This is a genomic window from Pseudolysinimonas kribbensis, from assembly GCF_039531715.1.
Taxonomy (GTDB): Bacteria; Actinomycetota; Actinomycetes; order Actinomycetales; family Microbacteriaceae; genus Pseudolysinimonas; species Pseudolysinimonas kribbensis.
Genome location: NZ_BAAAQO010000003.1, coordinates 286,600 through 301,210 on the forward strand (window position 1 = coordinate 286,600; position 14,611 = coordinate 301,210).

General features: G+C 72.0%; 11 protein-coding genes and 1 tRNA gene. 10 read left to right on the plus strand and 2 right to left on the minus strand.

Annotated elements, in window-relative coordinates:
* Nucleotides 1-960 (minus strand): hypothetical protein, encoded by a 960-nt coding sequence (locus ABD285_RS07970; protein ID WP_344201776.1) that lies wholly within the window; start codon nt 958-960, stop codon nt 1-3.
* 18 nt (nt 961-978) lie between these two features.
* Here ABD285_RS07970 and ABD285_RS07975 point away from each other — a divergent pair, with 18 nt between their 5' ends.
* From ABD285_RS07975 to ABD285_RS07985, 3 genes are all read left to right on the plus strand, one after another.
* Complete coding sequence (locus ABD285_RS07975) at nt 979-1,899, plus strand: YegS/Rv2252/BmrU family lipid kinase (protein WP_284253086.1); 921 nt, start codon at nt 979-981, stop codon at nt 1,897-1,899.
* Nucleotides 1,900-1,940: 41 nt separating this feature from the next.
* A tRNA-Glu gene (locus ABD285_RS07980) sits at nt 1,941-2,016 on the plus strand.
* A gap of 139 nt (nt 2,017-2,155) precedes the next feature.
* A complete protein-coding gene (locus tag ABD285_RS07985) occupies nt 2,156-3,061 on the plus strand; it encodes a DMT family transporter (RefSeq protein WP_344201779.1) in 906 nt (301 codons plus the stop codon).
* 6 nt (nt 3,062-3,067) lie between these two features.
* On the opposite strand, the gene ABD285_RS07990 is transcribed toward ABD285_RS07985, so the two are convergent.
* Nucleotides 3,068-3,424 (minus strand): hypothetical protein, encoded by a 357-nt coding sequence (locus ABD285_RS07990; protein WP_284253084.1) that lies wholly within the window; start codon nt 3,422-3,424, stop codon nt 3,068-3,070.
* 45 nt (nt 3,425-3,469) lie between these two features.
* Here ABD285_RS07990 and ABD285_RS07995 point away from each other — a divergent pair, with 45 nt between their 5' ends.
* The 7 genes from ABD285_RS07995 to ABD285_RS08025 all read left to right on the plus strand — a co-directional run bounded on the left by ABD285_RS07995 (nt 3,470) and on the right by ABD285_RS08025 (nt 14,608).
* A complete protein-coding gene (locus ABD285_RS07995; protein ID WP_284253083.1) occupies nt 3,470-3,631 on the plus strand; it encodes a hypothetical protein in 162 nt (53 codons plus the stop codon).
* An 83-nt stretch (nt 3,632-3,714) separates the two neighbouring features.
* A complete protein-coding gene (locus tag ABD285_RS08000) occupies nt 3,715-4,095 on the plus strand; it encodes a hypothetical protein (protein WP_284253081.1) in 381 nt (126 codons plus the stop codon).
* Between the two features lie 49 nt (nt 4,096-4,144).
* The gene (locus ABD285_RS08005; RefSeq protein WP_344201783.1) at nt 4,145-4,852 is read left to right on the plus strand and encodes an SOS response-associated peptidase; all 708 of its coding nucleotides are present in this window, start codon (nt 4,145-4,147) and stop codon (nt 4,850-4,852) included.
* Nucleotides 4,853-5,245: 393 nt separating this feature from the next.
* The gene (locus ABD285_RS08010) at nt 5,246-6,241 is read left to right on the plus strand and encodes a TerC/Alx family metal homeostasis membrane protein (RefSeq protein ID WP_284253078.1); all 996 of its coding nucleotides are present in this window, start codon (nt 5,246-5,248) and stop codon (nt 6,239-6,241) included.
* A gap of 155 nt (nt 6,242-6,396) precedes the next feature.
* Nucleotides 6,397-7,938 carry a serine/threonine-protein kinase gene (locus ABD285_RS08015; RefSeq protein ID WP_344201786.1) on the plus strand — a complete coding sequence of 514 codons (1,542 nt, stop codon included), beginning with the start codon at nt 6,397-6,399 and terminating at the stop codon, nt 7,936-7,938.
* Between the two features lie 108 nt (nt 7,939-8,046).
* Entirely contained in the window at nt 8,047-13,518 is a 5,472-nt protein-coding gene (locus ABD285_RS08020) for an Ig-like domain-containing protein (protein WP_344201789.1), read from the plus strand.
* A 127-nt stretch (nt 13,519-13,645) separates the two neighbouring features.
* Entirely contained in the window at nt 13,646-14,608 is a 963-nt protein-coding gene (locus tag ABD285_RS08025) for an AAA family ATPase (protein WP_344202465.1), read from the plus strand.
* The last annotated feature ends 3 nt before the right edge of the window (nt 14,609-14,611 follow it).

The window sequence follows — 14,611 nt, forward strand, 5'->3', positions numbered from 1 at the left end:
TCAGTCGTCGCGAAGGCCGAGTTCGTAGAGCCAGCGCTTGCGCGGGAACTCGCTGGCGCCCCAGAGCCGGCCACGGGCGTCGAGCGCGAGGTCCTCGGGGCCGGGCGGCAGTGCGCCCGCGCGGCGCACGAGGGCGTCGCGCGGGCCGTGCCACAGGTCGCCGCGCGCGTTCGGGCCGTTGCCGGAGCTCACCGACCACATGCCGTCCCGGAGTGCGACGCCCTGCATCGCCGCGATGCCGGGCGTGACGACGTCCACGATCTCGGCGTGCTCCTCGCCCACGCGCAGCCGGGCGATCCGGCCGCGGTCGTCGGGGCGGTACTCGCCGGCGACGAGCTCGCGGGCCCCCTCGACGGCGGAGACGAATGAGTAGCGCAGCCGTTCGTGCCGCTCGCCCTGCGCGATGAGCTCGGCCGACTGCGGCAGCACGAGGCCGTGCTCGAACGGCCCGTGCGCGCGGGCCAGGTCGGCGAGCCGGAACTCCCGGATGCCGCCGAACGTGGCGGCGGCGTAGAGGAGCCCGCCGTCCGCGCCGGGCAGCCACGCGATCCCGCCCGCGTGGATCGGCACCGTCTCGAGCGCGCCGTCCGCGCCGATCGCGACGAGCAGCACGTGCCGGTAGCGCGGTCGACGCGCATCGCGCAGGTCGACGACGCTCACGCGTGCGCCGCGCCGGATGCCGCGCCGCTCCTGCGCGAACCAGCTCACGAGCGCGACGGGGGCGCCGTGGTGCTCGCCGAGCGCCACGCCCTGCGGCCACCACACCCGCGACCAGCGGTCGGCGGCATCCCAGGTCCAGGCGCGCGCGACCGCCGTGCCGGGTGCCCGGGCCGCGCGCAGCGTCCGCCCACCGGGTTGCGCGAGCACCCCGCCGAGGCCGAGCACCTCGATCACGGCGGGCGCCCCCGCGACGGAGGCCGCGGTGCGGCGGATCCGCAGGGGGAGCGGCGGGCGGTCCACGTGCTCCATACTCGTGCCATGCCGACGACGAAGCCGAAACGGGTCGTCGTCGCCATCAATCCCTCGGCATCGTTCGGCAAGCGCCGGGAGGTCGGTCCGGCCCTCGTGCAGACGCTCCGCGCGTCGGGGCACGAGGTCACCTCGCTGCAGGAACCGGACTGGGAGTCGCTCGCGGCGTCGGCCCGGGCGGCCGTCGCGAAGCGCCCGGACGCTCTCGTCGTCGTGGGCGGCGACGGGATGGTGCACCTCGGCGTCAACATCCTCGCGGGCAAGCGGGTGCCGCTCGGGATCGTGCCCGCCGGGACCGGCAACGACATGGCGCGCTCGCTCGGCATCCCGTACGAGAACGCCGAGGCCGCGATCCGTGCGCTCGGCGACGCGCTGAGCCGCGATCCCCGCACCATCGACGCCGCCAGGGTGCGCTGGACCGACCCGGATGGCATCCCCGACGAGCGCTGGGTGGCGTGCGCGATCAGCGCCGGCTTCGACGCGATCGTCAACGAGCGTGCGAACACGATGCACCACCCGAAGGGTCCGAGCCGCTACACGATCTCGATCCTCGTCGAGCTCGCCCGGCTGAAGCCGATTCCGTACCGGCTGACGCTCGACGGCCGCGTGATCGAGACCGACGGCTCGCTCGTCTCCCTGGGCAACGGCGTCTCCCTCGGCGGCGGCATGAAGGTGACGCCCGACGCGCTGCTGGACGACGGCCTGCTCGACGTGATGATCGTGCAGCCGCTGACGAGGGTGAAGTTCCTGCGGCTGTTCCCGAAGGTGTTCTCGGGCCGCCACACGACGCTGCCGGTCGTGCGGATGGAGCGCGCGCGCCGCATCCGGATCGAGGCTCCGGGCATCATCGCGTACGGCGACGGCGAGCGGCTGGGGCCGACGCCGGTCGACATCGAGCTCGTGCCGGGGGCCCTCCGGGTGCTGGCCTGAGCGGCCCGCGCGACCTGTATACTCGGTCGAGTTGTCGTGACGGCCCCATCGTATAGTGGCCTAGTACGCCGCCCTCTCACGGCGGTAACGCGGGTTCGAATCCCGCTGGGGTCACCACTTCCCTGACAAGCCCGGTTCTGCCGGGCTTGTTCTGTGATCGGCGTCGCCCGCCGATCCGGATGCCGTGCTGAGGGTTCGCACCCTCACCGATCCGACGACTCGGCGCGGTGTCGCCGGCCGGCCCTACGCTGAGCCGGTGACCCGCCGCGGCATCGTCCTGTTCGCCGCCCTCGGGATCGCGTGGGGCATCCCGTATCTGCTCATCAAGATCTCGGTCGGCGAACTCGATCCGGCGATGGTCGTGCTCGGCCGCACCGCCATCGGCGCCCTCTTCCTGCTGCCGCTCGCCTTCGCCCGGCGGCAGGTGCTGGTCGTGCTGAAGCGCTGGCGGCCGCTGCTGGCCTACACGGCCCTCGAGATCGTGCTTCCGTGGTTCTTCCTCAGCGCGGCGGAGCAGCGACTGCCGAGCTCGACATCCGGGCTGCTGCTGGCCGCCGTGCCGCTCGTGGGGGTCGGCGTCGCCTTCCTGTTCGGGCGACCGGCGCGGCTCACCCTGCTCAACTGGCTCGGCATCCTGGTCGGCATGCTCGGCGTCGCGGCGCTCGTCGGGCTCGACGTCGCGGGCTCCGACCTGGTGGGCGTGCTCGAGATCGTCGTCACGGTCGTCGGCTACGCGTTCGGCCCGGCGATCCTGTCCAAGTGGATGTCGGACCTGCCCGGCCTCGGCGTCGTGAGCGTCTCGCTCACCCTCACCGCGATCGTGTACCTGCCCGTCGTGGCGCTGACCGGCGGCTTCCCGGCGCAACTGCCGTCGCCGCCCGTCGTCGTGAGCATCATCCTGCTGGGCGTGGTGTGCAGCGCGGTCGCGTTCCTCATCATGTTCGCGCTCGTCGGCGAGATCGGGCCGGTGCGGATGACGACGATCACCTACGTGAATCCGGCCGTGGCGATCATCGCGGGGGCCCTCGTGCTGCACGAGCTGGTCACGGTGTGGACGATCGTGGGGTTCGTGCTCGTCGTCGGCGGGGCGTTCCTCGTGACCTGGCATCGCGCGATCGCGCCCCCGGATCCCGAGGCGCCGCCGGCCGAGCTCGCGCAGTAGCGGCGGCTACTCCGTGCGGGTCCAGTGCTCGCGGCCGAACAGCCGCGCGAGACGCGCGGTCAGCGACGTGCCGGTCGCCTGGAGCGCCTCGACCTCGTAGATCGGCTCGCCGTCGGGTTTCGGGAGGTGGGCCGCGTCGTCGTCCGCGATCGTCGTGGTGACCTTCGCGGCGGTGATCGCGTCGATGCTGTCGCGGCCGACGAACCGGATGCCGTGCGGCGTGTGCAGCACGATGCCGTCGAAGAAGTCGAGGTGGTCGTCGGCGAGCACGTGGGCGACCGTGCCGAGCTCGGCGCCGTGCGCCGAGACGACGCGGGTGCCGGGCCGCAGGGCTTCGTACGAGATGGGGGTGTCGTCGGCCATGGCTCCGAGGCTAACCCGCTCGCGCCAGGGGCGTAGGGTCGCGGCATGCTTCCCACGGCGATCACGCTCCCGGGCGGGACGGACGGGCTCTGGACCCTGTTGTTCGTGCCCGTCTCGATCGCGCTCGCGGCGATCGGCGGGGTGATCGGCATCCTGCTGACTCGGCGCGGGGAGGCATCCGGCGGGTCGGAGAAGGAGCGGTCGTGATGCAGGCCGGCCTCGCGCGGCGGATACGACGCCGCTAGCTTGGGCGCTGAGCCGGATCCGTACCCCGGCGAAAGGGGTGCCCGATGGCAGGCAGGCGACCCGGAGGCGTGACGCTCGTCGCGGTCCTCGTGGTGATCAACGGCGTCCTCGAGATCCTCGCCGGGGTGCTCGGATTGGCCGGCGTCGCGCTCGCCGGCGTTCCGCTGCTGGCGTTCCTGCCGATCATCCCGCTCGTGCTCGGCATCCTGACGATCCTCGTCGGCATCAGCCTGCTGCGCGGCGGGCAGATCGCCCGCGGCATCACGACCGTCGTGCTCGTGCTCGACCTGGCGTTCGCGATCTTCGCCATCGTGCAGAATCTGGGCTCCGGCAACGTGTGGAGCGGCGTCGTGTCGGGTGTTCTCGCGCTGATCGGCATCATCCTGCTCTGGACCCGGCGGGCGTCCGAGTTCTTCCGCGACTGACGACGCGGCCCACCCCGCGCACGTCGGCGGTCCGCGCGACAATGGCCGCATGTGCGGCCGGTTCGCGATGGACAAGGAGACGAACGACCTCATCGAGGAGTTCGTGCTCGACGGCAACGACTACCGCGACTGGAGCGTCTCGTATTCGATCGCGCCCACCGACACCGTGCCGATCGTGCGCGAGCGCCGCGACAAGGACTCCGGTGAGGTCACCCGCACCGTCGAGCCCGCCGTGTGGGACTTCCACCCCGCGTTTCTGAAGGACTCGAAGCGCCCGAACTTCAACGCGCGCATCGAGACGCTCGCGACCAACGGGCTGTGGAAGCGCGCGTTCGCGAGCTCGCGCTGCCTCGTGCCGATGCGGGGCTACTACGAGTGGTCCGAGCGCGACGGGCTCAAGATCCCGCACTTCCTGCACGGCCCCGACGACCTGCTCGCGGCGGCCGGCATCGTCGCGGTGCGCAAGGTCGACGACGAGTGGATCGTGTCGACCGCGATCGTGACGCGCGAGGCGCGCGACACCTCCGGCGCGGTCCACGACCGGATGCCCGTCTTCCTCCCGGCGGACGACTGGGCCGACTGGCTCAACCCCGCCCCCCTCGACGCCCCCGCCATGGACGAGACGATCGTCCGCATCACGACCGCCTCCGAGCGGATGGCGCGCGAGGTGACCGAGTACGAGGTCGACCGCCGCGTCAACAACTCGCGCACCGTCGACCCCGCCGACCCGACGCTCGTCGCTCCCGTCAGCGCCTGAGAGATCCCTCATCGCGATCGCCCCTCTTCGGGGGTCGGCGGCGACGCGGGGACCGTCGTAGCGTGGCATCTACATAGGGGGGACGAGGGTCCGCTCACCACGGATCCCCTCGCAGGGCAGCCAGGGAATGCCCGACACCCGACGGCCGCCCTCCGCGCGATGCAACCACCGGCGGATGGGCGGCCGTCGTCACGCGCTTGTCCACAGTCGGGCCGCGACCGGGGTCCTACATACAGCGCCCCCTAGACTGACGCGCAGCGAAGGGGAGTATCCCACCTCGTCGCGGCCGTCATCACGGGTGCCGAAGGCGTCATCCCGGTCGCGATCGGCCGCCCGGCAGGGCGGACGCGGGAGAGACGTTCGGGTCGTTCGACGTTCCCGAAAGGTCCTCCCATGCAGATCCCGTGGTGGTTCGAGGTCGGCGCGCTGGTCGTGCTGCTGCTCGTGCTCGCCGTCGACGTGTTCCTCGCCTTTCGGCGCCCGCACATCCCGTCCACGCGCGAGTCGGCGCTCTGGATCGGCGCCTACGTCGCGGCCGCGCTCGTGTTCGCGGCGGTGCTCTGGGCGATCGGCGACGCGGAGCAGGCCGGCCAGTTCGTCGCAGGATGGCTGACCGAGTACAGCCTCTCGGTCGACAACCTGTTCGTCTTCCTCCTGATCATGAGCCGCTTCGCGGTGCCGCGCCGGTACCAGCAGGAGATCCTGATGGTCGGCATCGTGCTGGCGCTGGTGTTCCGGGGCATCTTCATCCTGGTCGGCGCGCAGCTCATCGAGCACTTCAGCTGGATCTTCTATCTCTTCGGCCTGTTCCTCGTGTACACGGCGATCAGCCAGGCGGTCACCGGCCACGAGGACGAGAAGGAGAGCGAGGGCCGGCTGATCCGCTGGCTCCGGCGGCGCATCCCGGTCACGGAGCGCTTCGAGGGCGCGCGGCTGCGCACCCGCATCGACGGGCGCCGGATGTTCACCCCCGCCCTGATCGTGTTCATCGCGCTCGGCACGACCGACCTGGTCTTCGCTCTCGATTCGATCCCGGCCATCTTCGGGATCACGCAGGACCCGTTCCTCGTCTTCGCCGCGAACGTGTTCGCGCTCATGGGGCTGCGGCAGCTCTACTTCCTGCTCGGCGGCCTCGTCGAGCGGCTCGTGTACCTCAAATACGGCATCGCGGTCGTGCTGGCGTTCATCGGGGTCAAGCTCTTCCTGCACGCGCTGCACGAGAACGAGCTGCCGTTCCTGAACGGCGGGCGCGGCTTCGCGTGGGCGCCCGAGATCCCGACCGTCGTCTCGCTCGGGGTCATCGTGCTCGCGATGGCGCTCGCGGTCGTCGCATCGGTGGTCCGGATGCGGGTGCTCGCGCGGCGACAGAGTGACGCCCCAACCCCGTGAGCGCCCCAGCCCCGTGAGCGCCCCAACCCGGTGAGCGCCGCAGCCCGTGAGCGCCTACGTTCGCATCATTCTGGCGCGATAGCACGTGCCCGCCTGATGTGAACGTAGGCGCTCGGCCGGGGGTGGCATCCGGACTGCTCCGCTACCCTGACCGGGTGCAGCGCGACCCCGCCGCCCCTCCCGAGCTCGACGGCTACACGGCCGTCCGGGTGCTCGGGCTCGGCGGGTTCTCCGACGTGTTCCTCTATCAGCAGGAGCTGCCGCGGCGACAGGTCGCCGTGAAGGTGCTCACGGGGGTGCTCACCGATGCCGTGCGCACCGCGTTCGTGCGCGAGGCCAACCTCATGGCGGCGCTCTCGACGCACCCCTACATCGTCACCATCCATCAGGCCGGGATCGCTCGCGACGGGCGTCCCTATCTCGTCATGGAGTACTGCTCGCGCCCGAGCCTCGCCGAGCGGTACAAGCGGCAGCCGCTGTCGATCGCCGACACGCTGCGCACCGGCATCCGGATCGCGGGGGCCGTCGCGACGCTGCACGGCGCCGGCATCCTGCACCGCGACATCAAGCCCGCGAACGTGCTCACCAACGACTACGGCTGGCCGGCCCTGACCGACTTCGGGATCGCGACGGCGTTCGGACCCGGCGGCGCCGGCGCGGGAACGGTCGGGCCGGCCGGTGCCGGTTCCGTGGCGGGCGGAGGCTTCGACGCGACCGGGGGCACGGGCACGATCGGGCTCAGCGTTCCGTGGTCGCCGCCCGAGATGTTCGTCGACGTGCCGGACCCGGATGTGCGCTCGGACGTGTTCTCGCTCGCCGCGACGCTCTACACGGTGCTCGCCGGCCGGACGCCGTTCGAGATCCGCGGCGGCCCGAACGGCCAGCTCGACCTCATCTCGCGCATCGAGCGCGGCGAGGTCACGCCCATGTCGCGCACCGACGTGCCGGTCTCGCTGCTCGCCGCGCTCGCCCGGGGCATGGCGCCCCGTCGCGAGGATCGCTGGCCGAGCGCCCTCGAACTCGCCCGGGCGCTGCAGCGCGTCGAGCTCGAGCTCGGCTACGCCCCGACCGGCATCGAGCTGCCGGGCGCGGAGGCTCCCTCGCGGCGCAGCGATCCGGATGACGACGGTGGCGACGGCGACGAGAACGCCACCCGGGTGCGCGCGATGCCGACCGTGATCGCGCAGCCCGCCGCACCGCCCGCACCATCCACGCCGCCCGCGCCGCCTCCGACGGCCGTTGCGCCCGCGGCACCCGCGCCGTCGGGGGTGGCGGACCTCCCGCGGCGCCGCGCGCGCATCGTCGGGATCGTCGTCGGAATCCTCGCCGTCCTCGCCGTGGGCGCCGTCGTCGTCGCCGTGCTGATCGCGGGGCTCCCGCACGAGACCGCCGCGGGACCCGGCAGCTCGCCGACGGGCGGCTCCGCGATCGGCCCCGGACTTCCTCAGCCCACGAAGGGCGCGGCCGCGGTCTCGCCCGACGGCACGGAGGTCACCTTCACCTGGACCAACCCCTCGCCCGAGAAGGGCGACGTCTACTACTGGGCCCGCTCCGAGTCGCCCGACGACCGGCAGGTGACGCCCCACACCCGCGTCGTCGTGACCGGCGTGGTGCCCGGCAGCCGGGTCTGCATCGACGTCGCGCTCGGGCGCTCCGGCCGCACCTCGGCGCCCGAGAGGATCTGCACCCGGCCCTGAGCCTGAGGATCGACCGCGTCACGCGTGAATCGCTCATGTTACGGTGAGTCGGCCCCGCGGCGACCACCCATCGGGGGCCATCGGCGGAGGCATTCGGAGGTCGGCGGCGTGTCGCTCGTCAAGTCCGTCGTCCGCCACAAGAGGGGCGTCTGGTCCGGGATCGTGGTCGCGGGCCTCGCCGCGATCCCCATCGCGTTCGCGGTCATGCATCAGGGCTTCCCGGTCACCGACGTCACGCTCGACGCGAAGGACGTGTGGGTCACCAACGGCCATTCGCTGCAGGGCGGGCGTCTCGACCGGCAGATCGAGGAGCTCGACGGCGCCGTGAGCGGCGCCTCGTCGGACCTGGATGTCGCCCAGAACGGCTCGAGCGTGTTCCTGTTCGATCCGAGCCGGGGCGACATCTCGCGCATCGATCCCGCCTACACCGAGCTCGTGGAGCCCGCCAAGATGCCGGCCGGGTCCCACGTCGCGCTGGGCGGCGACACCCTCGCGATCACCTCGCCCGACGGCAGGCTCTGGGCGATCGACGTGGCGAACGGGCTGACCTTCGACCCGTCGCAGCGGCCGGCCCTCAAGCTCGGCGCGGGCGGGCAGGCCGTCGTGACGGCATCCGGAGCGGTCGTCGCGATCAGCCCGAAGGACCAGGAGATCTTCCGCATCGACACACCCGGTGGCCCGGCCACCCAGCGCGGCATCGCGGTGCCGAGGAACGCCCAGCTCGCCCCGGCCGGCGACCGGGCGGTCGTGTTCGCGCCGGGCAGCCGCAGCCTCGAGCGCGACGACGGCACGACCATCCTGCTGCCTGTCGCGGCGCAGCAGCTGCAGCTGACCGGCGACTCCGACGAGGTCGCCCTCGCGAGCGGCGACCGGCTGCTCATCGCGCAGCTGGGCGACGGATCCGTGCGCAGCGTCTCGGCGAAGCTCGCGCGTCCGGTCGGCGACCCGAGCGGGATCACCCGGCCGGTCGTCGTCGCGGGATGCGTCCACGGCGCCTGGGCGGGCGCGCAGCGCTACCTGCTCGCCTGCGACGGCGCGAAGCCGCGCGCCGAGGACATCGATCAGGCGACGCAGGGCAAGCGTCTCGAGTTCCGGGTCAATCGCGACGTGGTCGCGCTCAATGATCTCGACACCGGCAACGTCTGGCTGCTCGACGATCAGATGCGGCTCGTCGACAACTGGCAGCAGGTCACGCCGCCCCAGCAGGACGACAGCGACAAGGGCCATCACAAGGCCAGCACGCAGTCGTTCCAGGACACGCTCGCCCAGCGCAGCGCGATCAACCGCCCGCCCGTCGCGCGCGACGACGATCTCGGCGTCCGGCCCGGACGCACGACCGTGCTCGCGGTTCTCGACAACGACACCGACCCCGACGGCGACGTGCTGACGATCCCGCGCTTCACCCCGATCCCCGCCACGCAGGGCGAGATCGACGTGATCGACAGCGGCCGGGCGCTGCAGTTCACGCCCGCGGCGGGGGCGAGCGCGGCGTCGTTCCATTACACGGTCGATGATGGCCGCGGCGGGGTGGCCGAGGCCGCTGTGACGCTGCGGATCGTGCCGGAGACCGTGAACACGGCGCCGGTCGCGGTGCGCGACGCGGCGATCAGCGTCGAGACGGGCGGCACGATCAGCTACAACGTGCTGGCCGACTGGCGCGACCCGGACGGCGACGACATCTACCTCGACTCCGCCACGCCGACCAGCTCCGACCAGGTGCGGTTCACCCCCGACGGCTTCCTCACCTTCCAGAGCCTCGGCGGCCAGACCGGCGCCAAGGAGGTGCAGTTCGTCGTGAGCGACGGACGGCTCCAGACCAAGGGCACGCTCGAGGTCGACGTGCAGCCGGCCGGCAAGCTCGGCCCGGTGGGCACGCCCGACTTCGCCCAGGCGTTCCGGGGCAAGCAGATCGAGATCTCGCCGCTGGTCAACGACGTCTCGCCCGACGGCGGCGCGCTCGATCTGCTCGGGGTCAGCGAGACGCCCGGCGGGGTGCAGGTCGTGCCCAACCTGCAGAAGGGCACCATCAGCTTCACCTCGGCCACCGTCGGCACGTACTACTTCAAGTACCAGCTGGCCGACGGCGCGGCCTCGAGCGTCGGGCTCGTGCGGGTCGACGTGCTGCCCGACCCCGACCACCCCTCGCCGCCGATCGCGGTCAAGGACACCGCCTTCCTGCGCGCCGGGCAGCCGACGAGCGTCAAGGTGCTGCTCAACGACGTCTCACCCGACGGCAAGGTGCTCGCGGTGCAGTCCGTCGACACCTCGCAGACCGACCCGGCCGTGAGCGTGGAGGTGCTGAGCAACGCGGTCATCCGCATCTCCAGCTCGGCCGCGCTCGCGACGCAGACGCAGTTCCGCTACACGGTCTCGGACGGCGAGCAGACCTCGACCGCCGGCGTCACGATCGTGCCGGTGCCGCCGATCGTCAATCGCCAGCCGCCCGTGGCCGTCGACGACAAGGTGCTCGTGCGGGCCGGCGACATCGTGAGCGCCGACGTGCTCGCGAACGACTTCCACCCCGATCAGGCGCAGCTGATCCTCGAGCCCGACCTGGTCGACACGAGCGACAAGGGCGACGGGCTCGCGTTCGTCGGCGACGGCAAGGTGCGCTACCAGGCGGGCACGACCCCCGGGGAGTACAGCGTCGTCTACCGCGTCACCGATCAGTACGGCGAGACGGCGACGGCGCGGGTCGCGTTCATCGTGACGGCTCCGGATGCCAAGACCGACCAGGACCCGGCACCGGCGCCCCTGATCGCGCGCGTCTTCGCCGGCGCCGAGGTGCCGATCACCGTGCCGCTGGACGGGGTCGACCCCGACGGCGACTCGGTCGTCATCGACGGCGTGCAGAGCCCCCCGCAGCTGGGCACGATCACCGGCGGCTCGACGACCGGATTCGAGTACCGCGCCTTCGACACCGCCGCGGGCACGGACGAGTTCACCTACACGGTCGAGGATCCGTACGGGCACAAGGGCATCGGCACGATCGACATCGCCGTCATCCCGCGCCCCGACACCGCCGGCGCGCCGAACGCCGTGGACGACGCCGTCACGATGAAGCCCGGCCGCACCGCGACCGTGCAGCCGCTGCTCAACGATTCCGACCCGAGCGGGTACCCGCTCTCGCTCACCGGCATCAGCGCCGTCGACAGCCACCTGAGCGCGACCGTCGATCACGCGAAGATCGTCATCGTCGCGCCGAAGACGACCGGAACGTACTCGCTGCGCTACGCGATCGGCAACGGGCACGGCGGCCAGGACACCGCCTTCGTGCAGGTGAAGGTCACGCCCGACGCGCCGCCGGTCTACCCGACGGCCGAGGACATCCACGTGCCGGCCACCTCGATGGTGAACAAGTCGAGCGTGCCGGTGAAGCTCGCCGGCTCGATCGCGAACCCCGCCGGCCGCGACGGAGATCTCACGATCGCGCTCGCGGGCGCGAACGCGGGGCTCGGCACGGTCGACCAGGCGACCCAGACGGTCACGGTGCGGCCCGCGGACCGTCGCATCGCCGTCGCCTACACCGTCACGAATCCGGATGACGACCTCACCGCGACCGCGTTCATCGTCGTGCCGCCGAAGCAGGTCGGCGCGGTCGTGCCGCCGCCCCACCTGAACCCGAAGGTGCTGCCGCAGTACGTCGACATGAACACGCCCAAGCAGTGGACCCTGGCGCAGCTGCTGATCGTGCCGTCGAAGCAGAAGGCGATCCTGATCGACACCGGCGACATCCAGGCGCCCAACTCCGACGGCTCGCCGATCGCGGTGGGCGACGACGCGATCCGGTTCACGCCGCGCACCGGGTTCCGCGGGCAGACGACGATCTCGTTCCGGGTCACCGACGGCACCTCGGCGACCGATCCGAACGGCCACCAGAACCTCATCAGTTTCCCGATCACGGTCGGCGACCCCGACCGGCTCGACGAGCCGCCGACCTTCGCCGGTCTCACGGTGCAGGTGCAGCCCGGCGAGGCGCCGCAGGTGCACGACCTGCGCGACGCGACCGAGCAGCCGAGCCCCAAGGTCGACAAGGGGCAGTTCACCTACACGGGCCTCACCGGCCAGACCGGCGACGTGACGGCGACGCTCGACGGATCCCGCCTCGGTGTCTCGGCGCCGCTCGGCACCCAGCCGGGCGCGCGGGCGACGCTGCATGTGGTCATCCACTACCGCGGCTTCACCGTGCCGGCCACGGTGCAGGTGAGCGTCGTGTCGTCGAACCGCCCGCGCACCCAGGCGAACGAGGACGACGCCAAGGGCCAGCGCGGCAGGACCGACACGGTGAACGTGCTGCGCAACGACACGAACCCGTTCCCCGGCCAGCCGCTCACGCTGACCGGCGCGCAGATCGAGAACGCGGCGCAGTCCGGCGCCTCGATCTCGTTCACGAAGGACGGCGACATCACGGTCCGGCCCGACACGTCGTTCATCGGCGTCGTGAGCGTGCTGTACACGGTGCGCGATGCGACGAGGGACCCGTCGCGCGACGTCACCGGCCGGCTGCAGTACACGGTCCGCGATGTGCCGGGCAAGCCCGCGGCGCCCACCTTCGTCGAGGGCGACTCCGCGGTGACGGTGCAGTGGCAGCCGCCCGCGACCAACGGCGAGCCGATCGACCATTACACGATCGCGTGCTCCGGACCCGGATGCCCCGCGACGACGACGGTGCCCGGATCGGACGCGACGCACCGGTTCTCCGGTCTGACGAACGGCGACGGCTACACCTTCCACGTCACGGCCCACAACGCGCTCGGCGACGGGGAGATCTCCGACGCGAGCGCGACGGCGAAGCCGTTCGGCGCGCCCTCCGCCCCGACGACCGCGACGATCGCGGCGACCTCCGACGGCTCGGGCAACGTGGTGCTCAGCTGGGACGGGGCGCAGGGCAACGGCCGCGACATCGCGGGGTACCACATCGTGCTCTCGGACGGCACGCAGCGCGACGTGGGAGCGGTCGCGACGGTGACCCTGCCGGGCCACGTCGGCACGCACTACACCTACACGATCCAGTCGAAGAACAGCGGCGGCCTGCAGAGCGCCCCGAAGACGTCGACGGGCAGCGCCGTGCCGACGCCCCGCGCACCCACCATCAGCGCGACGCAGAGCGGATCGAGCGTCGTCTACAACTGGGGGCCGGGCGCGAGCACCGAGCCCATCACCTACACGCTCTCGGGCGACGGGGTCGGCGGCGCGGTGTCGGCGCCGGGCAGCACGAGCTTCGCCGGCAGCTACGGCACGACCTACCACGTGACCATCACCGAGACGAGCGCGGGACAGACGGCGAGCGCCTCGGCCTCGGTGACGCTCGTGAACCCGTTCTCGATCCACCTCTGCTACGGCGGGGCGCTCAGCGGGGGCAACCGCCTCGGCGTGACGTGGACGAGCTCGCCGGACTCGTCGCTCGTGCGGTTCGGGCCCGACTTCCAGTCGACGGTGACGACGAGCCCCGGGACCGGCTCGGCGGCCTCCAACGCGTGGGCGGCCCGCAACACCGCCGGCGACCTGGGCCAGAACTTCCAGTTCACCTACAAGGGCCAGACCTACACCGAGAACTGGGGGAGCGCCCCGCCGTGCTGACCGACGACCGCCCCCTGCCGCCCGTGCCCCACCGATCCGGAGAGACCCGATGACCGATACCGCCCAGCCCGCGGCGAACGCGACGCCCGCGGCGACCGCCGCCGTGCCGCCCACCGAGGCCGTCACCGTGACCACCGAGCAGGCCGGCTGGTTCGCCGATGCGTTCGAGAAGCTCGTCGCCAACATCGACCAGGCGATCCTCGGCAAGCGCGACGCCATCCGGCTCGTGCTCACGGCGCTGCTGAGCGACGGCCACATCCTGCTCGAGGACGTGCCCGGCACCGGCAAGACCGTGCTCGCGAAGGCGCTGGCCAACACGATCGACGGCACGACCTCGCGCATCCAGTTCACGCCGGATCTGCTGCCCTCGGATGTGACGGGTGTCTCGATCTACGACCAGGCGAAGGGCCTGTTCGAGTTCCACCCGGGACCGATCTTCGCCTCGATCGTGCTCGCCGACGAGATCAACCGCGCATCGCCGAAGACCCAGTCGGCGCTGCTCGAGGTCATGGAGGAGGGGGTCGTCACCGTCGACGGCACCGGCCACGCGGTGGGCTCGCCGTTCATGGTCATCGCGACGCAGAACCCGGTCGAGCAGGCGGGCACGTACACGCTGCCGGAGGCGCAGCTCGACCGCTTCCTCGTCAAGACCTCGCTCGGCTACCCCGACCACGACACGACGGTCGCGCTGCTGCTCGACTCGGCCAACCGGGCCCGCGCCGCGAAGGTCGTACCGATCATCGCGGCCCGCTCGATCGCCGAGATGGCGCGGCTGACCGACGGCGTCTACACCGATCCCGCGGTCATGGACCACCTGGCGCGGATCGCCGCGGCTACCCGTGAGCACCGTGACGTGCAGCTCGGCGTCAGCATGCGCGGAGCGCTCGCGCTCGCCCGCGCTGCGAAGACGTGGGCGCTCGCGGCCGGGCGCGCCTACGTCACCCCGGAGGACGTGCGGGAGCTCGCCGTGCCGGTGCTCGCCCACCGTCTCGTGCTCGATCCGGAGGCCGCGTTCGCCGGCCAGAGCGCCGAGAAGGTCGTCGCGGGCGTGGTCGACGGTATCGCGCCGCCCGAGCTGCGGGCCCGGTAACGC

What these genes read in the sequence shown, in the direction of transcription:
- ABD285_RS07975 (WP_284253086.1), top strand. Translation starts at nt 979, where the DNA reads ATGCCGACGACGAAGCCGAAACGGGTCGTCGTCGCCATCAATCCCTCG.
- ABD285_RS07990 (WP_284253084.1), bottom strand. Translation starts at nt 3,424, where the DNA reads ATGGCCGACGACACCCCCATCTCGTACGAAGCCCTGCGGCCCGGCACC.
- ABD285_RS07995 (WP_284253083.1), top strand. Translation starts at nt 3,470, where the DNA reads ATGCTTCCCACGGCGATCACGCTCCCGGGCGGGACGGACGGGCTCTGG.
- ABD285_RS08000 (WP_284253081.1), top strand. Translation starts at nt 3,715, where the DNA reads ATGGCAGGCAGGCGACCCGGAGGCGTGACGCTCGTCGCGGTCCTCGTG.
- ABD285_RS08005 (WP_344201783.1), top strand. Translation starts at nt 4,145, where the DNA reads ATGTGCGGCCGGTTCGCGATGGACAAGGAGACGAACGACCTCATCGAG.
- ABD285_RS08010 (WP_284253078.1), top strand. Translation starts at nt 5,246, where the DNA reads ATGCAGATCCCGTGGTGGTTCGAGGTCGGCGCGCTGGTCGTGCTGCTG.